This is a genomic window from Myxococcus faecalis, from assembly GCF_050039385.1.
Taxonomy (GTDB): domain Bacteria; phylum Myxococcota; class Myxococcia; order Myxococcales; family Myxococcaceae; genus Myxococcus; species Myxococcus fulvus.
The window spans coordinates 1,072,524-1,096,032 of the sequence record NZ_CP144336.1 but is presented as its reverse complement, the minus strand read 5'-3'; the positions used below and the strand labels follow the sequence as shown (position 1 = coordinate 1,096,032).

The 23,509-nt window shown below is 69.7% G+C and carries 11 protein-coding genes; 4 read left to right on the top strand and 7 right to left on the bottom strand.

The window, feature by feature from the left end; all coding sequences use genetic code 11:
- Window positions 1-6 precede the first annotated feature (6 nt).
- Both VZQ01_RS04240 and pbpC read left to right on the top strand, forming a co-directional pair.
- The gene (locus tag VZQ01_RS04240) at window positions 7-5,760 is read left to right on the top strand and encodes an alpha-2-macroglobulin family protein (RefSeq protein ID WP_426746948.1); all 5,754 of its coding nucleotides are present in this window, start codon (window positions 7-9) and stop codon (window positions 5,758-5,760) included.
- 1 nt (window position 5,761) lies between these two features.
- Window positions 5,762-8,134 (top strand): penicillin-binding protein 1C, encoded by a 2,373-nt coding sequence (gene pbpC, locus VZQ01_RS04235; RefSeq protein ID WP_426746947.1) that lies wholly within the window; start codon window positions 5,762-5,764, stop codon window positions 8,132-8,134.
- Window positions 8,135-8,158: 24 nt separating this feature from the next.
- On the opposite strand, the gene VZQ01_RS04230 is transcribed toward pbpC, so the two are convergent.
- A complete protein-coding gene (locus tag VZQ01_RS04230) occupies window positions 8,159-9,946 on the bottom strand; it encodes a CotH kinase family protein (RefSeq protein WP_426746946.1) in 1,788 nt (595 codons plus the stop codon).
- A 340-nt stretch (window positions 9,947-10,286) separates the two neighbouring features.
- Between VZQ01_RS04230 and VZQ01_RS04225 the strand changes: the two genes are divergently transcribed.
- Window positions 10,287-10,754 (top strand): YgaP family membrane protein, encoded by a 468-nt coding sequence (locus tag VZQ01_RS04225; protein ID WP_223746578.1) that lies wholly within the window; start codon window positions 10,287-10,289, stop codon window positions 10,752-10,754.
- A gap of 51 nt (window positions 10,755-10,805) precedes the next feature.
- Here the strand turns inward: VZQ01_RS04225 and VZQ01_RS04220 are convergent, their stop codons facing one another.
- Entirely contained in the window at window positions 10,806-14,357 is a 3,552-nt protein-coding gene (locus VZQ01_RS04220; RefSeq protein WP_426746945.1) for a TolB family protein, read from the bottom strand.
- A 188-nt stretch (window positions 14,358-14,545) separates the two neighbouring features.
- Between VZQ01_RS04220 and VZQ01_RS04215 the strand changes: the two genes are divergently transcribed.
- Window positions 14,546-16,012, top strand: a complete 1,467-nt coding sequence (locus VZQ01_RS04215) for an LVIVD repeat-containing protein (RefSeq protein ID WP_248541385.1) — start codon at window positions 14,546-14,548, stop codon at window positions 16,010-16,012.
- Window positions 16,013-16,083: 71 nt separating this feature from the next.
- On the opposite strand, the gene VZQ01_RS04210 is transcribed toward VZQ01_RS04215, so the two are convergent.
- The 5 genes from VZQ01_RS04210 to VZQ01_RS04190 all read right to left on the bottom strand — a co-directional run bounded on the left by VZQ01_RS04210 (window position 16,084) and on the right by VZQ01_RS04190 (window position 23,509).
- Window positions 16,084-17,502 carry a hypothetical protein gene (locus VZQ01_RS04210; RefSeq protein WP_426746943.1) on the bottom strand — a complete coding sequence of 473 codons (1,419 nt, stop codon included), beginning with the start codon at window positions 17,500-17,502 and terminating at the stop codon, window positions 16,084-16,086.
- Window positions 17,503-17,667: 165 nt separating this feature from the next.
- On the bottom strand, window positions 17,668-19,311 hold the full coding sequence (locus VZQ01_RS04205; protein WP_223746582.1) for a hypothetical protein: 1,644 nt from the start codon (window positions 19,309-19,311) through the stop codon (window positions 17,668-17,670).
- Complete coding sequence (locus VZQ01_RS04200; protein ID WP_141330679.1) at window positions 19,308-20,090, bottom strand: outer membrane lipoprotein-sorting protein; 783 nt, start codon at window positions 20,088-20,090, stop codon at window positions 19,308-19,310. Before VZQ01_RS04200 ends, VZQ01_RS04205 begins: the two co-directional genes overlap by 4 nt.
- Before the next feature lie 5 nt (window positions 20,091-20,095).
- Window positions 20,096-21,397: an ABC transporter permease gene (locus VZQ01_RS04195; RefSeq protein ID WP_223746583.1), complete on the bottom strand. Its 1,302-nt coding sequence runs from the start codon at window positions 21,395-21,397 to the stop codon at window positions 20,096-20,098.
- Window positions 21,398-21,400: 3 nt separating this feature from the next.
- Window positions 21,401-23,509 carry an ABC transporter permease gene (locus VZQ01_RS04190; RefSeq protein WP_223746584.1) on the bottom strand — a complete coding sequence of 703 codons (2,109 nt, stop codon included), beginning with the start codon at window positions 23,507-23,509 and terminating at the stop codon, window positions 21,401-21,403.

The following is a 23,509-nucleotide window of genomic DNA, read 5'->3' as shown; positions in this document are numbered from 1 at the left end:
GGAAACATGGGTCCGCAGTCCGTCGTCTCCAATCCGCCACCGCGCGCCAGACGCGCCAGCTGGCTCGTCGCCGCGCTGCTCCTGGGCATCTCCATCTCCGGCTGCAAGAAGGACGAGCAGCAGCCCGCCACCTCCTCGCCGAGCACCCCGGACACCACCACGGCGCCGCCCGCGGTCTCCGGCGGTGACGCGGGGACGACCGCCGCCGTCGTGAAGGTGCCGCCCAAGCCGGAGGCCGTCACCCCCATCATCCGCCCCCAGGGCGCGGTGGGCGTGCTGCCCCAGTCCATCGTCATCGAGCTGGCGCGGCCGCTGCGCCCCGATGACCACGAGGTGAAGCCGGGCACCGTCGTCTCCATCTCGCCGCAGGTGGCCGGGAACCTGACCTGGAGCGGGCCCTCCACGCTGACGTTCAACACCTCGTCCGGTCAGGCCTTCGCCTTCGGCACCGAGTACACCGTCAAGGTCGTCTCGCTGGAGACCGACGCGGGCGTGGTGAAGGCGCCCTCCGACGACGCCTGGAAGCACGTCTTCAAGACGCCCACCTTCCAGTTCCTCCGCATCCAGCCCAAGCAGCTGGACCTGGCCAAGAGCCGCATCGAGGTGGACGTCGTCTTCTCCGGTCCGGTGTCCCCCAGCGCCATGCGCGGCAAGGGCACGTTCCTGGTGGGCACCCAGCCCATCTCCGACGTGAAGTGGCGCTCGGTCGCCGGCATGTCGAACGCCGTCACCGCGGAGCTCGCGAGCCCCGGCCTCAAGCCCTCCGCCGCGCTGCGCTTCACCCTCAAGCAGGGCCTCGCCGCCGCGTCCGACGCGAAGGCGCTCGCCCCCTCGGCCGAGGCCACCTTCGTCCTGCACGGCGGCCAGCGCATGGACATCACCGGCGTCAACCGGAAGGAGGGTAGCAGCGGGCACTACCTCGAGGTGGCCTGCCGTGACGTGGCCGCGGAGGCGCCGGCCAGCCCCCGCTACTATCAGGAGTACGACTCGTACTACTGGGAGTCGGGCAACAAGGGCTGCGTGCTGGACGACGCCACGGCGGAGGCCTCCATCCACGTGACGCCCCCGGTGAAGGTCTCCGTGGCGCCCACGCGGCAGGGCTTCCGCATCTTCGGCGACTTCAAGCGCGGCACGTACACGCTGCGCATCGACGCGGGCACCACGTCCGTGGGCGGCGGCACGCTGCTGGCGGACTTCGAGCAGGAGCTGTCCATCCCCGCGCGCCAGTCGCAGCTCTCCTTCACCTCCGCGGGGCGCTACCTGCCGCGCGGCGCGTGGCGCAACCTGCCCCTGCAGCACCTGAACCTGGACGCCGTGGAGCTCACCGTCCGCAACGTCCCGCCGGAGAACCTCATCTTCTGGATGAGCGATGACCAGCGCGAGACGGCGGACGAGCGCACGTCCAACCTCGTGGTGAAGAAGACGCTGCCGCTCCAGTCGGCCTCGGACACGCTCACCACCACGTACCTGGACGTCGCGAGCCTGGTGCCCGCGTCGACGCGGGGCCTGGTGGAGGTCTCCGTCCGGCGCAACGACTTGTCGGCCGCCACGCGCGTGCTGCTCACCGACCTGAGCCTCGTGGCCAAGCGGGGCGGGCCCGCGCCGGGCTCGAAGGACGCGGGCGAGGTGTGGGTCTGGGCGCTCGGCATCGAGAGCACCGACCCGGTGTCCGGCGTGGAGGTCTCGCTGGTGAAGAAGAGCGGCCAGGCCGTCAGCCGCTGCGTCACCAAGGGCGCGGACGGGTGCGTGCTCAACGTGCCCCCGGGCGGCGTGGATGACAGCCAGCCCTTCGCGCTCATCGCGCGCCAGGGCGACGAGATGACGTACCTCAAGTACAACGAGCTCAAGACGGAGATCGCCAACTCCGACGTGCAGGGCGAGCCGTACCGCTCCGAGAAGGCCTACCGCGCCTCGCTCTGGTCCGACCGCGGCGTGTACCGCCCCGGCGACACCGCGCACATCGCGGGCGTGCTGCGCGGCCAGGATGACCTGGCGCCGCCCACGGGCATGCCGGTGGAGCTGGTGGTGGTGGACCCGCGCGAGCGTGAGCTCAAGAAGGTGCCGCTCAAGACGAACGACGCGGGCCTGGTCTCGCTCGACGTGCCCTTCGAGGCGTTCCAGGACACGGGCCACTACCGCGTCACGCTGAAGGTCGCCGACCGCGAGGTGGCCTCCTACGGCCTCAACGTGGAGGAGTTCGTCCCCGAGCGCATGAAGGTGACGGCCACCGCGGAGGCCCCCGGCTACGTGCAGGGCGTGGAGATTCCCGTCGCCGTGGAGGCCGCGTACCTGTTCGGCGGCTCGGCCGAGGGCAGCCCCGTGGAGCTCAACTGCCGGCTGGTGCCGTCCGACTTCAAGCCGAAGCAGAACGCGCAGTTCACCTACGGCCTGTGGCGCCAGGACGGCAAGGAGCCGCGCCCCGTGACGCTGGGCCAGGCGAAGGGCGCGCTGGACGCGAAGGGCCAGGCGCTCATCCACTGCCCGGCGCTGGCGGCCATGGGCGGGCTGCGCGGGGCCGCGCGACTGAGCGCGCTCGCGAGCGTGTTCGAGTCCGGCAGCGGCCGCTCCACGGTGAACGAGGCCAGCGTGCCCGTGCACCCGGAGCGCTACTACGTGGGTCTGCAGGCCAGCGTGGGCAAGGTGAAGGCGGGCAAGCCCTTCACGGTGAACGGCGTGGTGGTGGACTGGGACGGGAAGCTCGTCGCGTCCTCGTCGCTGGCGCCGGCCACCGTGCAGGTAGAGTACGTGCGGCTGGAGGAGGAGTACGGCTACTACTACGACGAGGGCGAGGGCTATGACCGCTACCAGCGCTACCTGAGGCCGCTGCGCGAGGGCAGCGCCACGGTGAAGGTGGTGGACGGCCGCTTCAACCTCACCGTCACGCCGGGCGCGGACGCCGCGGGCTACCTGGTGCGCGTGCGCTCCGGCAACGCGCAGACGGACCTGGAGCTGGAGGGAGAGGGCCGCTACTACTGGTGGGGCGAGGGCTCGCGCGTCGACCAGACGCCGCGTCCGCTCAAGCCCACGTCGCTGGACGTGGCCGTGCCCGCGAAGGCCGTCGTCGGCAAGCCCATCAACGTGAAGCTCAAGGCGCCGTACAAGGGCCGCATCCTCTTCACCGCGGAGACCGACCGCGTCCTCGCCACCGAGTGGAAGGCCGTGGAGCCGGGCGAGGTGACGTGGAGCTTCACGCCCAAGCAGTTCGCGCCCAACGTCTACGTGAGCACCTTCCTGGTGAAGGACCCGCACCTCGAGTCCGCCGAGGCCTTCATGCCCGACCGCGCCTTCGGCGTGGCCAGCGTCGTGCTGGAGCCGGTGGACTACACGCAGCAAGTCACGCTGAACGTGCCCAAGGAGGTCCGCTCCAACGACACGCTCACCGTGGACCTGGACCTGGGCGCGCTCGAGGGCGCCACCTTCGCCACCGTGGCCGTGGTGGACGAGGGCATCCTCTCCCTCACGCGCTTCCAGAGCCCGGACCCGCTCAAGGACATCTTCACCAAGCGCGCCCTGGGCGTGGACACCTTCGAGACCATCGGCTGGACGCTGCTGGTCCCCCCGGGCGGCAGCTCGCGCTCCACCGGTGGTGACGCGGAAGGGGACGCCGCGGGCCGCGTGCAGCCCGTCAAGCCCGTGGCCCTGTGGAGCGGCGTGGTGCCGGTGCCGGCCAACGGCAAGCTGCGCCTGCCGTTCCAGCTCCCGCAGTACCGGGGCGCGGTGCGGGTGATGGCGGTGACGGCGGGGCCCAAGCGCATGGGCCGCGCCAGCGCGCAGGTGCTGGTCAGGGACCCGCTGGTGCTCCAGACGACGCTGCCGCGCTTCCTCACGCAGAACGACGAGATCCAGGTGCCCGTCTTCGTCACCAACCTGTCCGGCAAGGCGCAGGACGTGAAGGTGACGCTGGCCGCGGAGTCACTGCCGGTGCCCGGGCTCACCCTGCCCGCGGACACGGCGTCGCCGCTGCAACTGCTTGGCAAGAGCGAGGGCCGCGCGCGCGTGGAGAACGGAAAGTCCACCACGTTCGTCTTCCAGGCCCGCGCGGTGCAGTCGGTGGGCGCCGCGCGGCTGAGCGTGGTGGTGGAGGGCGGCGGCTACACGTCGAAGGAGACGCTGGACGTGCCGCTGTCGCCGTCCGGTCCTCGCGAGCGCCGTGTGCAGCGCATCGAGCTGGCGCAGGGCGTGACGGATGTCTCCAAGCACCTGCAGGGGTGGGTGCCCACCACGGAGCGCTCGACGCTGTGGGTGACGGCCAATCCCTATGCGCAGTCGCTCCAGCACCTGTCGTACCTGGTGCAGTACCCGTACGGCTGCATCGAGCAGACGACGTCCTCCACGCGGCCGCTGCTGTTCGTGTCGGAGCTGGTGGACCAGGTGGACCCCACGCTGAAGAAGCACGGGGACGTGGGAGACATGGTGCTCTCGGGCATCAACCGCGTGCTGTCCATGCAGACGCCGTCGGGAGGCTTCGGCTACTGGCCGGGCGCGACGGAGCCGCAGCTGTGGGGCACCGCGTACGCGACGCACATGCTCCTGGACGCGCAGAAGCAGAAGTTCCCCGTCCCGCAGGACCGGCTGGACGACGCGCTCCTGTGGATGGGCAACACGCTCAACACCCTGGAGGGCAACGCGAACGTCCGGGACTACCACGGCAGCTCGGAGGCCTACATGCACTACGTGCTGGCGCTGTCCGGCAAGGGCCGCAAGGCGCGTGTGCAGAAGCTGGTGGACGCCCTCGCGGAGAGCGCGAAGAAGGCCCCGCTCAAGGGCGAACAGCGGGAGGAGGACTACATGCTCAAGGCGGCGCTGTGGCTCGCCGGAGACCGCCGCTATGAGAAGGAGCTGCGCAGCCCGGACCTGTCGCCCGTCACCGAGGAGCGGAGCAACAGCTGGTCCTTCTACTCGGACCGACGCCGGCGCGGCTTCATGCTGAGCACCTACCAGGACCTCTTCGGCACCGACGCCGCGGGTGAGCCCCTGGCCGCCATGGTCGCCAGCGCGCTGAGCTCGAGCCCCAGCTCCTGGTACACGACGCAGGAGCTGGTCTGGGGCATCACCGGCCTGGGCAAGCGCCTCAAGGGCGCGGCCACGAGCTTCACCCCTCCGACGCTGACGGTGGATGGCAAGGAGGTGGCGGCGAAGCAGGCCAAGGACGCGCGCGCCTCGGACCGCACCTGGGCGCTGGCCCGCGCGAGCGAGCGCAAGAGCCTCCAGCTCGACCTGAAGGAGAAGTCCGCGGGCACGCTGTTCCTCGTGCTGAGCAGCGAGGGCGTGCGCTCGGAGGGCCCGCCGCGCGTGGGCGGCGAGGGGCTGAAGCTCAGCCGCAAGTACCGCGGCCAGGATGGCTCGGAGGTGGACCTGAAGAGCGCGCCGGTGGCGCTCGCGCAGTTGGTCTACGTGGAGCTGGAGCTGACCAACACCACGGCCGAGCGGGTGCAGAACATCGCGCTGGTCGACCGGCTGCCCGCGGGCTGGGAGATCGAGAACGCGCGGCTGGGCCGGGGCGGCTCGGTGGACTGGGTGCAGGCGGACGCGCTGTGGACCCCGGACTACGTCAACATCCGGGATGACCGCATGGAGGTCTTCGGCGCATTGGGGGCTCGCGAGTCGAAGAAGATTGTCTACGCGGTGCGCGCGGTGACGGCGGGGGCCTTCACGCTGCCCACGGCGGAGGCCGAGGCGATGTACGACCCTCGCCTGTGGGCCCGCGAGGCGGGTGGCACGGTGCAGGTGTCCGGCCCGTGGAAGGACAACCTCCTCTGACATGCGCCGCGTCCGTCCACTCCTGAAGAAGCTCCTCTGGACCGCCGCGGGGCTCTTGCTCCTCGCGGCGGTGGGAGTGGCGGCGGCGTGGTCCGTGCCGCTGCCGTCGCGGCTCTCCGCACCACCCTCGGTGGTGATGGAGTACCGCGACGGCACCCCGGCCCACGTCTTCCTCGCGCCCGACGAGCGCTGGCGCATCGCCGCGCCCGTCGAGCGCATCGACCCGGCCTACCTCCGGGCGTTGTTCGCGCTGGAGGACAAGCGCTTCTCCTCACACCCCGGCGTGGACCCGCTCGCCGTGGCGCGCGCCGCCGCGCTCAACGTGGCGCGGGGGCGCCGGGTGTCGGGGGCCTCCACGCTGACGATGCAGCTGGTGCGCATGCTGGAGCCCCGGCCGCGCACCTTCACCTCGAAGCTCGTGGAGTCCCTGCGAGCGGTGCAGCTGGAGCTGCGCCTGACGAAGCAGGAGGTGCTCGCGGCCTATCTCCAGTTCGTCCCCTACGGGCGCAACGTGGAGGGCGTGGAGGCCGCGGCCCTGGCGTACTTCGGCCACACCGCGGCGCACCTGAGCCCGGCCGAAATCGCCACGCTGCTGGCGGTGCCGCAGAACCCCAACCGCCGCTTCCCCACGCCGGAGAACCGCGAGCGGCTGCGCGCGGCGCGCGACGACGTGGCCCGCAGGCTGCTGGAGGCGGAGGCCCTTCCGCGTGGACCGGAGGAGGCGAGGGTGCCCGCCGAGCAGGTGCTCGCCGACGTGCGCGCCTCGGACGTGCCGGGCGGGCTCAAGGCCTTCCCGCGCGAGGCACCCCACGTGGCCGTGTGGCTCAGGGCCCAGCGCCCCGGCCAGACGCGGCTGTCCACCACGCTGGATGGGGGCACGCAGCGCCTGGTGGAGCGGGTGATGCGCGACGCGGCCCGGGAGCTGAAGGCCAAGGGCATCCACAACGGCACGGCGGTGGTGGTGGAGCGGGAGCAGGGCGCGGTGCTCGCGCTGGTGGGCAACTTCGACTTCTTCGACGCGGAGCACGGCGGGCAGATTGTCGGCTTCGCCACGCCGCGCTCGCCGGGCTCGGCGCTCAAGCCGCTGCTGTACGCCATGGGCATCGACCAGGGCCTCACCGGCCCCGAGCAGCTCGTGGCGGACATCCCCACGACGTACGGCGGCTATGCGCCGCGCAACTTCGACGGCCGCTTCCTGGGGCTCGTGCGCCTGGAGTACGCGCTGTCCCAGTCCCTCAACATGCCCTTCGTGCGGCTGCTCGAGCGCGTGGGCGTGGAGCGCTTCCTGTCGGCGCTGAGGACCTCGGGTGTCACCAGCCTGGTGCCGGACCCGGGCCACTATGGCCTGTCCGCGGCCGTGGGCGGCATCGAGCTGACGCCCCTGGAGGTCGCCGGGCTCTACGTGGCCATCGCGGGTGATGGCCGCGCCCGTCCGCTGCGTCTCCTGGAAGAGGGCCAGCCGCCGGAGGCTCCGGTGGAGGTCATGTCCCCTGGCGCCGCGTGGCTGACGCGCAAGGCGCTGGCGCTGAGGGACCGGCCGGACTTCCCGGAGCGGCGGCGGCTGACGGGCCTGCCCGCGCGGGTGCACTGGAAGACGGGCACGAGCTTCGGCCACCGCGACGCGTGGGCCGCGGGCTCCGGCCCCCGGCACACCGCCGTCGTGTGGCTGGGCAACTTCAACCACGCGCCGAGCGTGCACCTGGTGGGCGCGGACGCGGCGGGCCCGGTGCTGTTCGACATCCTCGAGGGCGTGGGGCCCCGGGGCCGCTCGCTGCCCGAGGACGACACGGTGGTGCCGGAGGACCTGATGCGGGTGGAGGTCTGCGCGTACTCGGGGCACCTGCCGACGGAGGCGTGCACCCAGCGCAAGCACGTCCACGCGCGCCGCTCGGCCGTGCCCACCGCGGTGTGTCCGTATCACCAGCGCGTGGAGGTGGACGTGGCCACGGGCCTGTCCGTGGGCCCCACGTGCAGCACGGGGCGCAAGACGGAGTCGCGTGTCTTCGTCACGTGGCCGGCGACGATTCGCCGCTGGCTGGAGGAGCAGCACCGCCGGCTGCCCGAGCCCCCCGCGCCCGCTCCGGGGTGTGAGCCCGGCGGCGCCCGGGCGGCGCCCTCCATCGTCTCACCGGCCCCCGGCCACGTCGCGCTGCTGATTCCGGGCGTGCCCGCCAACCAGCAGGAGGTGCCGCTGGAGGCGGAGGCCTCGCACGAGCGCGCGCTCACCTGGTTCGTGGACGGCGCGCTGCTCGGCTCGGCGCGCGCGGACGAGCGGGTCTGGTGGACGCCGTCGGTGGGCTCGCACGAAATCCTCGTCACCGATGACCGGGGCCTCACCGCCCGCCGCACGCTCGTCGTCCGCGAGCGGCGGTAGGCCCCGGCCGCGAGGGCGCTGCTCTCAGCGGGCCTCCCAGCCCGCCTCGCCGCGCTGGTACTGCTGGCCCGAGGGCAGCGCGCCGTAGAAGAGGAAGTCCTTCACGCCCACCACGGACTTGCCGTCGAACAGGCCCAGCTCGCCCTTGGGGGGCAGCTGGATGCCCAGCTCGGACGCCTTCAGCCGCACCTTCGCGCCCGGGGCCACGGTGAGCGCCGGGAGCACCGCGCCCATGGGCGCGCGCACCTGCGTGGGCGCATGGTCGCTCTGCGCCAGGCTCACCCGCAGGTTGGTGGTCAGCACCATGCCCTGGAGCGACACGGCCGTGGTGCCGTGGTTGGCCACGTCCACCCAGCCCTCCACCGGGTCGAACGCGTCGAACACCAGCGTCGAGCGCTGCGCCTTGAGCCGCGCCCAGTCCTTCTCCACGAAGGCCCGGCGCTCCCGGACGTAGCGTTTCATGTAGTCGCGGCTGGCGTGGAAGCGCGCGTAGTCGATGTACGGGGCCGTCCGCATGTGCGAGTCGATGAGCGCGTGCACCGCGTCGATGTACGGGTTGAGCACCTCGGGCTTGAACAGCTCGTCCAGCGCCTTCTCCAGCCGCTCGTCCAGCCGCCCGCGCAGCTCCGGGTTCATCAGCACGCGCGTGGCCAGGTTGGAGAACACGGGCAGGTAGCCCGGGTAGGACTGCGACTCATTCTTGCGCTGCAGGTACATCTTCTCCGTCCACGCGTCGGACAGCGTGAAGTTGAACAGCGGGTGGCGCATGCTGTTGGTGCTCGTGGCCATGTCGGGCACCGGGTTCAGGTACCACCAGCGCGCGTCCACGTTGTTGAGGTCCCACGGCACATAGGACCACTTCGCCACGGCCCGGTCGTAGATGAAGTAGCTCTCCGAGTCCTCGACGAAGTTGTTGGACATCAGCGCGTCCATCACCATGGAGCGCAGGTAGTGCTCCAGCTGGAGATGCTTGCCCAGCCTCTCGGCGAACTCGGGCTCCGGCGAGTGGTTGATGACGTCCAGCATCGCGACGAGCGCGTCGTCGGGCTGCCGCTCGTTCGTCTTCTTCGTCCAGTTGCCCTGGTAGGGCACCTTCCACGTCTTCATCTCGCAGTCCTTCCACCCGCATCGGTAGATGGTCGCGTCGTCATCCGCGAAGGCGTGGGCCTTGAGGAAGGCCTTGTTCACCTGCTCTATCTCCAGGAACACGCCCTCGTTCTTGCCGTTGACCGTCAGGAGCACGTACGTCGCCTTGGACGCGGGCACGCGCATCGCCTCCAGCAGGTCGAAGGCCATCTTCTCCGCCAGCAGGGACGCGTCGGCGAACTCGGCCACCAGGTTGAGCGATGTGCGGCCCTCGAAGCGGGTGCCGTCCGCGAAGCTCACGTTCCAGCTCTTCTTGTCGAAGAACCGCGCGGACGCGCCGCGCAGCCGCACCTTCACCGGGTACGTCATCCCCTTGGCCTTGAAGACGGCGTCCTGCTCGGGCGTCCACACGTCCTCGGCGAACTTCTTCATCGCCTCCGGAGGGATGATGAGCTCGTACTCGGGCACGCTCGTCTGCAGCTTCGGCATGACGTAGGGCCGCTGGGCCTCGGGCGTCGGAGGTGGCGGTGGTGGAGGAGGAGGCGGCGGGTCCACCGGCCCCGGGTCCTCGGGCGTCGGATTCGGCGTCGGGTCCACGGGCGTCGGATTCGACGGCGTCGGGTCCTCGATGACGGGTGGCGCCTGCGTCGGCGGAGACGGGGCCTCGGAACCACAAGCCCACATCCACATCAATGGAAGACAGAGCAAGAGTCGTGAGCGAGTCATCGACCGGGGTTGAGCAAGGCGCGTGCCTCATGGAGGCCAAGGTGCGCTGCCCGGTAGTGGACGAATCCACTGCGCCTTGGGGCCATGGGGTGGGAAGTCGATGAAAGGGATTTCCCATCCTGGTCCGGTCAATCGCCCCACCCTGGAGGGCTGAGGACCCGTCGCGCCGCGTGTCGTCTCCTGGGGCGGAGCGGGAGCGGCCCCCCCGGAAGCGGGCCCTCTGGCGGGGCAGGCAGGCAGTCAGGGAAGCCACTTCTCTTCCCACCCGTCGCTGTTCCCGACGCGCCGTGGCGCCCCTAGCTTCATCGAGAAGAGGGGAGCGCCGCGACAGGGAGACGCGATGGAGACCTGGAACCAGTCGTCTGATTCCGCCCGCAGCCACACGCCGCTGATGGTGAACCGTCGTATCGACGAGCACGTGGAGGCGTGCGTGCGGCACATGGCGACCCACGCCGACCGCCCGGAGATGAGCCGCTACCTCCAGACGCTGGAGCGCGAGTGGGACCTCAACCGCGCCGTCATGGTGGGCACCGCCGTGGCCGGCGCGCTGGGCCTCCTGCTGGGCAGGCGGGACGGCGGCGGCTGGCGGTGGCTCAGCGCGGTGGCCGCCGGCGTGCTCCTCCAGCATGGGGTCCTGGGCTTCGGTCCCCTGTCCGCTCCCTTGCGCGCGCTGGGCATCCGCACGCGCCGGGAGATCGATCTGGAGAAGTTCGCCATCAAGGCGCTGCGCGGTGACTTCGAGCGCATCCCCAATGACGGCGGCCCCATGGCCCGCGCCAACGCGGCGCTGGTGGCCGCGCAGTCCTGACCTGTCCTGCCCCCGCTCACGAAAGCACGCGAGCGGGGGCCTGGATGATTCTCAGTGCCGGGGCGAGGTGTAGCCGCCACCCAGCGCCGGCATCAGCGCGGGCGAGGACGGCTGCGGCGCGCCGTTCTTGGCGCCCGTGTCGGCCGTGTCGAAGAAGCCGTTGAGGCCGGCGATGCCCAGCGAGAAGTTCGTCACCCAGCCCGAGTCCGGCTTGCCCGCGGCCGCGTTGATGTCGAGCGGCCGGGCGAAGTGCAGGCGCATCAGCAGCGGCCCCAGCGACACGTTGAAGCCGATGGCGGCGTTCAGCACGCGGTGGTCCCACAGGTCCCGTGAGCTGTTGCCCACGCCGCCCACGTCGACGCCAGCCACCGCCTCCAGGTCGTTGAGGAAGGCCACCCGGATGATGTCGTTGAGCGGCAGCTGCAGCTCCAGCGTGGAGTAGACGAAGTTGCGGCCCAAGAGCCACCGCTCGTCGCCGAAGTTCACGCCGCGCAGGGTGTCGAACGAGGACAGGAAGTAGGAGCGCGCGTAGCGTCCGCCCAGCGTGGTGCCCGCGCCGCCGCGCAGGAACAGGTGCGTGCGGCCGTAGATGGGGAAGTAGCGCTCGGCGTCGACGCGCACGTTGCCGTAGGCCTCGGAGTTGAACGGCTGCACACCCACCGTCGTCTCGAGCAGCGCGGAGCTGCCCGACAGCGGGCCCGTGGCGTAGTGGTACTTCAGGCTGTCGTAGCCGATCTGCCCGCTCAGCTCCGTCTGGAAGCGGATGGAGCCGTTCTTCTGGTTCCACAGCGACAAGAGCTCCCGGTTGGCCTCGTTGCGGTCCGGGAAGAAGAGGCGGAACTCCGTGTCGTCGTCGAGGAAGTACTTGGTGCCACCCACGCTCAGGTCACCCTGGATGAACAGGAAGGTGCTCAGCGGGTAGCGCAGGCTGCCGAGCGCGCCGAAGTAGCGCTCCGCCGACGTGAAGAAGACGGGCAGGTCGTCGAACGTCTGGTCCACGCGGAAGCGCAGCGACTGGAAGAGGCCGCCGCCCCACGTCGTGCGGCGCTCGTCGTTGATGTAGAGCATGTAGCCGTCGGTGAGGTCGAAGCTGCCGTACACCGCCAGCGTCAGGATGAACTGGTGGTCGCGCATGCGGTCGCTCGCCGCGGCGAAGAGCTGACCGACGAAGCCGCCGCCGCCCGCGCCCGCGAAGCCGAAGATGGGGCCGAACTCCAGGTTCTGTCGGGCGAAGGGCCGGTAGGGCGTGGCGTCCGTGAGCGGGCGCACCGCGAGCGGGTTGGGCGGCTCGGGCGGCGGCTCGGGCGGCACGTCGAGCGCGAGCATGCGCGGCGGCCGGAGCACCGCGGGCTTGCGCTCACCGGAGACGTGGAAGAGCATCCACAGGCTGCCCTCGGGGCCGGGACCCGGCTCGAACACGCCCGTGGTCAGGTCCGTGCGCCGCACGATGCGGCCGTCCGCCATCAGCTCGTGCAGGTCGGAGCTGCTGTTGTTGAAGGCGGTGAAGAACACGCGCCCGTCCGCCAGCGCCACCGGGTCCGCGTGGTCGCGGTCCTCGCTCGTCAGCCGCTCCACCTGGCGGGGCGCGTCCACCTTCACGCGGAAGAGGTTGAACTTGCGGTGAGACGTCGCATCCGACGTGAAGACGATGCCCGCGGGGCCCCACGTCACCTGGCGCTCGGAGAACACGTCGTCGGTGAGCCGCAGCGGCTTGGCGTCGGGGCTGGCGTTCAGGTCGATGACGTACACGTCGCGCAGGCCCTCGTCCTGGATGCCGATGAAGGCCACCCAGCGGCCGTCCGGGGAGATGGCCGGCGAATACGCGGCGAGCAGCCCGTGCTTGTCGATGCGGTACGTCTTGCGGTCCCCCAGCTCCAGGTTCACCGACGTGCCCACCTCCCGGTCGATGCCGGTGCGGATGGGGTTGCGGCGCACCAGCACGTCCTGGGAGCGCTTCTCCACGGTGTGCTTGTAGTCCTGCACGTAGATGACGTCGCGCCCGGTGATTTCCGCGACGAACGCCAGCTTGTCCTTCGACAGCGCGAAGTTGCGGCCGGAGATGGGGTGCAGCGACTCCACGCCCGGCATGCCGTCGCTGGCCACCCGCACGTTCTTGTCCGGCGCGCGCGGGTCCATCATGTACAGCCGGCTCTCGCCCGTCTCCGGGACGATGGTGCGCATGGCCAGCACCGAGCCGTCCGGGGAGCTGGTGAACGCGGTGATGTAGCCGGGCGCCTTGTCGAGCAGGTCCAACGCGGGCGCGGACTGCTCCGAGCCCAGGTACGTCTTGTACGCGCGCCGCTTCAGCCAGTTCTCGAACCGCGCCGACAGCCGCTTCGGGTCATCGCCCGTCAGCCGCTCCAGCAGCTCCTCGAACTTCAGCGACGGCGTGTCCTTGGCGCCGCCCACCAGCCGGGGCGACTCCTCCAGCACGCGCTGGATGAAGCCCTTGCCGTACTCCTCCTCGAGGAAGGCCACGCGCACCTGGCCGACCTTGTAGATCCACAGGTAGCCGTAGGGCCCGGGGGAGAAGAAGTCGAGGAACGCGTAGCCCTTGTAGAGGTCCGGGTTCACGAGCAGGTCCCGGACCAGCATCTCCGCCTCGGGGTCCATGCCCCGCTTGGCGTAGAACTCCGCGAGGCCTTCGATGAACCACAGGGGGATGGCCTGGAGCGGCTCGCCGAACACCTTGGCCTGCTCCGTCACGGTGCGCACCTTCTGGATGGTGAACTGGTGCGCGAGCTCGTGCGTGCTGACCTCCTCGAAGAGCCGGTGGTCACCCAGGTACGGCAGGGTGAGCTTCAGGTCACCCTCGGTGCTGGTGACACCCAGGGTGCCCTCGGACAGCGGGAAGAGGTTGGTCTGCAGGAACTCCTGGTAGCTGCTGTAGAGGATGTACGGGAAGGTCTCCGTGGGGACGTACTGGAACGTGTCCACCAAGTAGCGGTAGGCCTCCTCGATGAGCGGCGCGGCGCGCTCGGCGACGATGCGCTCACGCTCGTAGAAGTAGAAGCGCACCCCGCCGGCCTTCGCCCCCAGCGACCTGGCGTAGGTGTAGTTGAAGCCTCCATCCGGTGAGCCGCCCAGCGCGGGGCCTCCCAACGCGGGCGCGCCCAGCGCGGGGCCTCCGTCGGGGTCGCCCAGCGCGATGCCTCCGTCGGGGGCGCCGAGCGCGGCGGTGCTCAGGGGCGTGCCGCCGTCCTCGTTGGAGGCGACAGCGCCCGGAGGGGGCGGGGTGCCGGCATCCTCGGTCTGGACGAGCTCGGGTGTGGGGCTGGGCGACAGCGTGGTGGACGGCTCGGTGGGCGCGGCCGCGCCGGAGGGCGGGGATTTCGTGTCTCCGGCCTCCGCGTTGGCGGTGGGGGCGTCCGGGTTGGCGCCACCCTGGACGCCGGGGGGCTGGTCATGCGCCGTCCTGTCCGGAGGCCTGGCCTCTTCGCCCGTGGCCTGGGGGCCGACGAGGATGTCGACGTGCCGCCACTCGAACTCGTAGCTGTTCACCGGCGTCTTGCCCGGGCGGCGAGGCACGACGAAGACCTGGGCCAGCGCCAGCTCCGGCAGGAGCAGGGCCAGCGCGGCGGCAGCGAGGAGACGGGGGTTCACGAACACCTCATGGGTGGGGTACTGGCGAGACAGGGCTTCCTGGGAGGCTCGCTCTCAGGAGTGAGCCTATACAAGGGCCTCGTTTATTTCTTTCCGTTTACTTGCCCGACGGTGGGCGTCCCGCATCCCTTGGGGAGAGTGAGGGAGGGGCTTTCGTTGTGTGGCATGGCCCGGTATGCATACGGGTCATGAGACGCCTCTTCGTACTGAGCAGCACGCTGGTCCTTGCCCTGGGTTGCGGCAAGGACGGGGACTCCAAGAACAAGGCGGAGTGTCACCTTGCCGCCATCAACCTGTCGTCCTGTCAGCGTTCAAGCCTCGCGGCCCTGCAACCCGCGGGCGTGTGGAACGTCAATGTCGAACTGAACGATGGCTCGGGTTCGGCGGGCGCGCTGCGTCTGTCGGGTGCGGACGGCGCGAAGGTGCTGGGCTTCACCGTGACGGAGCAGCAGCACACGGAGGACTCGTACTACCTGGCCGCGGACGTGGTCGACCCGTTCGAGCGCACGGTGCGCTACGCCTTCGCCGGCTGCGAGGCGAGCTCGCCCAGCCGCATGAAGGGCACCTTCCGTCGTTGCGTGGACGGAGAGCTGGACCTGCAGGGCACGTTCGAGGCGGCGCGCCTGCAGCGCAAGGCGGACGAGGTCGAGGGCTCAGGGGTGGAGTTGGTGCGCGAGGTCGCCCTCCAGGACCCCTCCGCCGGAGAGCTCGTGGTCGCCAAGGAGCTGACCGTGGTGGGCGGACGTGCCTACCTCGCGCTCGGCAAGGATGGCCTCGCCATCTACGACGTGAGCGTCCCGTCGGAGACGCGGAAGCTCTACTCGGGCAAGCCGTCGAGTGATGTCTACAATGACCTGGTCGTGCACGGCACGCTGGCGTACGTGGCCAGCCAGAAGAGCGGTCTGGTCATCTACGACGTGGCGGACCCGGAGAAGCCCGTGCTGCTGCGCTCGTTGACGGACCCGTCGGTGGAGGTCGGGGCGTTGGCGTTGAACGGCAACCTGCTGTTCGCCGCGTCGCCCGCGCCGAATGGAGAGGTGTTGATCTTCGACGTGACGACGCCGCTGCAACCGAAGCTGCTGAAGCGCTACTTCATCGAGGGCGCCGAGCCTTTGAGCGGGGAGGTGCCTTTCGACGTGGTGTCAGTGGGGAACCGGCTCTACGTGAGCAACTGGACGTTCGGCGTCACGGTGTCGGACATCACGACGCCCTCGGCGCCGAAGCTGTTGGGGCGCTTCGGAGGTAGCGCGTCCCGTTCGTTGGCGGTGGGCTCGGTGAATGAGCGTCCGTTGGTGTTCTCGGGTGGCGAGGACTGGGGGGCGTTCGTCAGCGTGCTGGACGTGTCCAATCCGGCGAGCACGCTCCAGGTGGGCGAGTTCCGGGTCCGGCCGGAGGTCTCCGTGCGCGCGATGGCGCTGTCGGGGACGAAGCTCTACGTCGCGCACTACCAGGACGGTCTGCGCGTGGCGGACGTGAGCAACCCCAGCGCCCCTCGGCAGGTGGCGTACTTCAACACCTACCGCGAGACGGACGCGGGCCGCGGCCTGTCGTTCTTCGAGGGGCTCAACGCCATCGCGGTCCCGGGTGACGGGTACATCTACACGACGGAGTCGTCGCGGGGGCTGCTCATCTTCCGCGAGACGCCGGCGCCCTGAGTCTGGCGTGACTTCCGGTGAGGCGCCTCATGCTGGAGGCGCCTCACGCGGTCGTGGTGCTGGGTCGGAGTCTAGGGCGACAGCAGCGAGTTGCCCGTTCCGCTCCTGCCGAGGCTGGCGCCGCGTGCGAGGTTGAGCTCGATGCCGGCCTCCTGGAGCGCGAGCCGCGCGGCGTATCCGTCGCTGCGTCCCGCCGCGTCACGAGCGAGGTTGAGCAGCGCTCGGGCACGGTCCGCATGGACGATGACGTTGCCCTGACCGAACGCAGCGGCGCTCTGGCGAATCTCCGCGAAGGCGCTGTCGGCGATGTCCAGGGCATCGTCGACGTCATCCGCGCCCTGCTGGATGGCGGCGTCGGCGGCCATCATCCATTCGCCGGCGCTCTGGAGCGCGGAGAGCCGCTGCTGGCGTGATTGCTCGGTCTCGACGGCGCGCTCGCCGAACGTGTCGACCTGCTGCTGGGTGGCGACGGCGTTCTGTTCAATCTGGTCGTCGCGAGCCCGGAGCTCTTCCTCGAGCTCGTCGAGTCGGGCGCGCAGTTGCGCGACCTCCGTGTCGTTCGAAGCGGGGGGATTCGAGGTCGCGGAGGTCTGCTGTTGTCCGGAGGGGGCGTTGTTGTTCTGCGGCACGGAGGTGCCCTGCGTGTCGGTGGATTGAGGCACGGTGTTCGAGCCCGAGCCACCGGTGCCGTTCGGGGAGACGGGCGACGTGCCCGTGGTGCCCTGGCCACCGCCTTGCTCGGCCTCGGTGGGACCGAAGCCGCCCAGCGAGTCTTGAGGCTCGGGCTGCGCGCCCGAGCCGCCCGTGCCCGATTGCGTCGAGGGCTGAGTCGTCGTGCCAGTCCCGACGCCACTCGAGTCGTTCGGAACGGAGGTCTGCGGGGTCGTACCCGAGCCACCCGTACCGTCGACCTGTCCACTCACATCCGAGCCTTGCGGAGCCTCGGCGCCGTCGTTCCCCGAGGCGCCAGTCACATCCTGTCCGCCCAGCGGAGCGGGGGCGGGCTGTGAGAGCGCGGACGTATTCGAGCCTCCGGGTTGATTCACCCGAGCATCGCCCCCTTCATCGCCCACATCACCCGAACCGCCGACGCCCAGGTCCGTATCGGACACGGTCGAACCGGCGCTCTCCGTCTGCTCCGTACCGCTCCCGCCCGTGCCCTCCTGCACCTGCGCGGGGATGGGCACATAGGTCTGATAGGTCTCGTCGACGGCGATCTCGCTCGGCGTCGCCGGTGCCGTCCCATCGGGGAGGGCGGGCGTCACCACATAGCCGCTGTACGGCGTCGTCCCGTCCGCGGTGGGCTGCTGGATGACGTAGTTCGGGGGGAGCCACGCGCCATCCGCCTCCTCGGCGGCCTGCTCGTTCGCGTCGCGCAGGGCCTCCGCGGCCGGGTCGCGGACGTTCGGGTCCATGGGAGAGGGGTAGGGCGTCTGGCTCTGTCCCTGAGCGACGCTCAACCCCGCGGCGAGGGCGATCCACAGGTTCATGTCGCCAGAGTGTTCACTGCTCGAATTCTCCGGCACCTCGGCGGCCCGCTTTCCCCTCGCTCGCATGCCCGACGTGCGACCACCCCGCCGCCCGCTGGGAGAAGTCGAAGGGCCGTGTCCCCACTCGGGAACACGGCCCCTCGAATCCCTCCGCTGACCACCGCCTCAGATGCTGATGCGCAGGCCCGCGCCCAGCTCGAAGGTGGGGTAGTTGATGGTGATCGGCGGATTGGGCGGCTCGCCTTCGCCCGCCGGCGCACCAGGAAGCGTGAACCCGCCGAAGCGGAACTCGCCACCCTTGTGGCCGTAGTGGACCGCGCCGTACGCCTCCACCGTCAGATAGCTCAGCGCGCGGTGGGTGACGTTGAGCCGGCTGATGTACGACTTGTCCGAGAGGTTGCTCAACGTGAACAGGTTGAACGACGTCCGCTCGAGCGAGCCGGGGCGGTCCAGGAAGAGGTACGCGGAGCCGTAGTGGCGCCCCGTGTACAGCGGCTGGAAGGCCTGCTTGAAGAGCAGGAACGGATAGCCGAACGAGCTCGTGTAGCCCGTCGAGTTGTAGAAGTACTCCACGCCCAACACGGCGATGTCGTTCTCACCGTACGCGAAGCTGTAGTTCGCGCCAGTCGTCACCTGGGGCGTGAGACCCGAGGGGAAGTAGGCCTCGACGATGTCGGGATTGGCGAGCACATCCTCCGCCGTGGTCCCCGGAGGAACGCGGTACAGCGGCTGCTCCGTGCTCTTCTTCAGCGCCACCTCGCCATACACATCGATGGGCCCCAGCGCGGAGGACACATCCAGTCCGAAGCGGGGCTTGCGCCCCCGCTGGGCCACCGTGCTCAAGCCCACCTCCGCGGGCCCCAGCACCACCTCGGCGCGCAGCGCGCCACCGATGCGGCTCAGGCTGTTGACGGGCTCGGACACCCCCGCGCGAGGCACGCCGCCGGTGTTGTCCGTGAGCACGCCCGTATCGGTGCCCAGGTCATCCATCACCGCGAGCGCATAGAAGTTCCAGCCCCGAGCCTCCCAGGGGACATGGACCTTCAGCATCGACACACCGGTGCGCAGGTCGACGAAGGCCAGCGGGTTGCGCCGCTGCGGGGACAGGAAGTCGGTGGGGTTCCAGATCTGCCCCGTGCCCCACTTCACGTGCTGCTTGCCGACGGTGAGGAACACCGTCCGCTCGATGTCGAAGCGCAGCCAGGCCTGGTCCAGGAGGACGCGAGGATTCGCCAGGGCGCCCGCGGTCCCCGACTGCGTGGACACGGTGGGGTCGTAGCTCAACCGGCCCACCACGAAGCCGCGCAGGCGGTCCATGGGCCGCGCGTCGAAGTACCCGTCCACCAGCGTGGGCGCGGAGAACGCCGTGTCGCCGAAGGACGTGCCCTGCGTCGCGGCCGCGAAGCCGCGCAGGTAGAACTGTCCGCCAATCTTCAGCGGATCATCCACCGCCTCCTCGGAGTCGAACGCGCTGCGCGTCGCCGGCCCCGAAAGCGAGCGTGAGTCCCGGTCTCCAGGCTCCGGCGGCGCCTCCGTCAGCGGCCGCTGTCGCTCCGTCGCGTCGCCCGTGTTGCTGGCATCCGCGTCCGCCGAGGGCTCCGAGTCCCCGCCGAACAGGGCATCCTCGCTCGGACGCTCCGATGACGGAGCCTCCGAGGGAGGCGTCGAGGACGGGTCCGCTCGCGCGGGCGGGTCGTCCCCTCCGCCGAACAAGGCATCGTCGTCCCGCTGCGCCGACTGGCCCAGCGCGGCGGGAGCAACGAGGGCCACGGACAGCGCCGTGGCCAGGGTGAGGGCGCGGGGGCTCATCGGCTCTTGCTCTCGAGCCAGGCCTTGGTGAAGAGGTTGGCCTCCAGCGAGCGCAGGTCCACCGACTTGATGAGGATGATGGTGGAGTTGGCCTTCTCCACCTCGTCGTAGATGCGGATCTCCTCGGGGAACCAGACGTCGGCGCCCTTGGACTCGCTGAAGATCTTCTTCCAGCGCGGGTAGAGCGCGGTGCGCATCAGCCGGCCGGACAGCGCGTACTCCTCGCGCTTGAGGATGTTGGTGGAGTCCTTGTCCACCCACAGCTTCACGACGGGGTAGGCCACGTCGACGTTGGGCTTCACCTTGAGCGACAGCTTGTGCGCGGTGTACTTGCCCAGCTTGGCCTCGCCCTCGTACGTCGGGTCGAACTCCTCGGCCAGGCGGGACTCGTCGAAGTCGGCGCGGCGGCTGTCGGTGCCGGCGATGCGTTCGCGCTCCGTGCGACGCTCCCACTTGCCCACGTTGGGGTCGTAGCTCCAGAGGTTCTTGTCCATGCGGAGGTAGCCCTTGCCGGCCTCCGTCTTGGGCTTGCTGAAGAGGATCATCAGCTTGTCGTCCGCGTCGCGTCGGTACACGAACGCCTCGCGCACGTTGTCCGTCTTGTCCTTCTCCTTCTGCTCCAGATAGATGAGCGCCTTGTAGTCGCCACCATTGCGCTGGCGATCATCGATGGTCGCCAGCATCTGCGTCATGACGGCCGGCTCCAGGGCCAGGGCCACGGGCGCGGACAGCAGGGCCGCGGTGACGACCGCGGCGGACAGCAGGCTCTTGAGGCTCATGGAAATCACCCGATGTGGTGCATCGCCGTCACCGGCTTGAGCCGCGCGGCGAGGAAGGAGGGAATCAACGAGATGAGCGTGGTGCAGGTCGTGATGAACACCATGGCGCCCACCACCGCGCCCGCGTCCACCACCAGGTTCAGCCGCTCGGACATGATGAACATCGCCACCACCTCGGGGACGCTCACGTTCGCGGCCGTCACGCCCAGGCACACCGCCAGGCCCAGCAGCGCCCCCACCAGCGTGCCCAGCGCCCCGAGCGTCATCGCCTCGAAGAGGAACATCGCCACCACGCGCGTCCTCTGCATGCCAATCGCGCGCAGCGTGCCAATCTCGCGGGTGCGCTCGCGGATGGCGATCCACAGCGTGTTCATGATGCCCACGCCGATGATGACCAGCAGCACGAAGATGAGCACGCCCGTCAGCCCGTTGAGCGCCGTGAGCGTCCAGGTGATGAAGGACAGCTCGTCCTCCCAGTTGGTGATGTCCAGCTTCTGGCCCGTCCACGCCTCGCGGTTGACGACGTCGAACTTGAACCAGAACGCGCGCGGGTCGTTGTCCATCACGGTGAAGCCGGCCTTGGCCAGCACCTCGCGCAGCCGCGCCTGGACCTGCGGCACCTGCGAGACGTCCTTCAGGTACAGGTAGAGCGCGCCGGTGGTGTCCTCGCGCAGTTGGTAGAGCGAGCGCAGGGTGGAGGCTTCGACGTAGATGTTGAAGTCGCTCATCATGCCCATGTCACCGGCGATGGCCGCCACGCGCACGTCCACCGTGTTGTTGGTGCCGCGCATGGTGGGCGCGGAGATGGTGATGGTGTCGCCCACCTTCACCTCCAGCCGCTTGGCCTGCTTCTCGAACAGCAGCGCCGTGCCGGACTCCGACAGCCCGTCGAGCGAGCCCTCGCGAATCTGGAGGACCTTGTGGAGGCCTGGCTCGTTCTTCACGTCGACGCCGCCGATGCCCACCTGCATGGAACTCTTCTCGCTGACGATCTTCGCCCAGCCGCGCCCGCGCTGGACGGCGTAGTCGAGCTCCGGAATCTCCTTCCGGACCAGCTCCATGACCTTCGGGTAGGACGTCACCACGGGCGCGGCCTGGCCGGCGGTGACCTTGTAGAAGCCGCCCACGTTGACGTGGCCGGTGGACAGGATGGTGGCCGAGCGCAGCAGCGTCTCCTTCATGCCCGTGGACAGGCCCATGAGGATGACGAGCAGCGCGGTGACACCCGCGATGGCCCCGCCGAGCAGCAGCGTGCGCCGCCGGTGGGTGCCGAGGTTTCGGAATGCGATGAGGAAGAGCTGGAACATGGGTCACTCGTCCGTCTGCATCGCCTGGAGGGGCGAGACGCGCGTCGCGAGGAACGCGGGGTAGAGGGTGGAGATGGCGGAGACCAACAGGACGATGACGAACGCCGCGACGAGGTTGCCGGCGCTCAACGTCGGGTAGAGGCGGGGACCGGAGAAGAAGAAGTACAGCGCCTCGTTGCCGGCGGGGATGCCCGCGCTGCCCAGCGCGCTCATGATGCCGCTGCCCACCAGCGCCCCGCCCAGGCCGAACACCGCCCCGAGCAGCACCGTCTCGATGAGCACCATGCTCAAGACGAAGGAGCGCTGCGCGCCGATGGCCCGCATCGTCCCCACCTCGCGCACCCGCTGCAGCGTCGCCATCATCATCGCGTTGTTGATGATGACCAGCGCCACCACGAAGATGATGAACACCGCGAAGTACAGCACCAGCTTCGCCATCAGCACGAACTGGCCGATGATGCCCGCGGCCTGCTGCCAGGACACCACGCGCAGCTTGAGCCCCGCGGCCTGGGTCGACTCGCGCAGCTCCTCCATCGTCCGGTCCAGCTGCTCCGGGTCCTTCAGGATGACCGCCGCGCTGAGCGCCTCGCCCTGTTCGATCTCCTGCTGCGAGTAGACGCGCGCCACCAGGTCCTCTCGGGCCAGCGCGCCCAGCCCGCCCTCGAACACCTTGGACTCCTCGATGAGCCCGGGCGTGGCGTCCGCCACCAGCGTGTTGCCGCTGTCCTCGCCGAAGAGCGCCTCCTCCGCGCTGCCCCGGTCCAGCTCCTTCAGGCCGCTGCCCTTCTGCAGCTCGGTGATCTCCGCCTTGCGCTCCGGGCTCAGGTAGCCGTAGAGGTCGCGGAAGGTCATCAGGTCCATCAGGTTGATGGCGCCCGCCATGAAGGACTTCTCCAGGCCCTTGAACTGGTAGGTGCCGTAGACCTTCACGTTGATGCTCTGCACGTAGCCGGTGCGCGTGAAGGCGGTGATGGTGAGCGAGTCCCCCATGCGCAGCCGGTACAAATCCAGCAGCGGCGCCAGCTCCGCGTAGAACTGCTGGTAGCGCGTGTCGAAGTTGTCGTCGGTGGTGGTGAAGAACTCCGACAGGAGCTTCTCCAGCGACGGCTCCTGGCTGCCGAGCACCTTCTGCAGCCGCTCCACCGCCTGGCGCGTCTTCACCGGGTCCAGCTGGAAGAGGATTTCCCGCGTCTGGGTCTGGTTCTCCTTCACCCAGCGCTGCAGGGTCGGGTCGGTGTCGATGCGCTTCTGGTTGACGTCCCGCTCCTGCTTGATGTTGTCCAGGCGCAGCGCGGACTTCAGCTTGAGGAAGTTCTCGTAATAGAACTTGGACATCAGCATGCCGCGCTTGCCCGCGGGCACCGCCTGTCCGTCCACGACCTCCATGCGGTCGAACGACTTCTGGAACGCGTCCAGGTCCGTTCCCACGTAGCGGAAGTCCAGCAGGTCGCCGTCCGGCAGCTGCGGGGCGATGCGGTTCTCCAGGAACTCGAGCGAGCCGAACGGGTCCTCCTCGAAGGCGCTCCAGAACGCGTCGGTGCGGGCGCGCGCCAGCGCCTCCACCTCCACGGGGTCCTGGGCGGCCTCGGTGAGCAGCTCGCGGCTCTTGGCCCGCTGCTCCTCCATCAGCGCCACCATCTGCCGCACGTGGCCCTTCACGCTGTCGATGTTCTCGCGAAGGGCAGGGGACTCACCCTCCGTCTGGCGCTTCTTGTACAGGTCGCGCAGCCGCGCGAGCGTCAGGTCCACCGTGTTGCCGGAGGTGATGAGCGCGCCGCTGGTGCCCATGGGCACCACCGTCTTCACGTTGGGGTGCTTCTCCAGCACGGGCTTGATGCGGCTGAAGTCGTCCACCACCGCCAGGTCCGGCTCGCCGCTCATGCCGCCGTACAGGCTCAGCTCGTCCTTGGAGTCATCCGAGTAGACCTGGATGTGGCCCGCGACGCTGCCGATGATGCTGCGGCTCATCGCGCTGTCCATGCTGTCGAGCAGCGCGCCGCCCACGACCACCAGCAGGGTGCCGAAGAAGATGATGCCGCCGATGAGGATGTTGATCTTGCTGGTGAACAGGTTGCGCAACGCCACCTGCAACAGCAACCGGAGCTGCCCCAT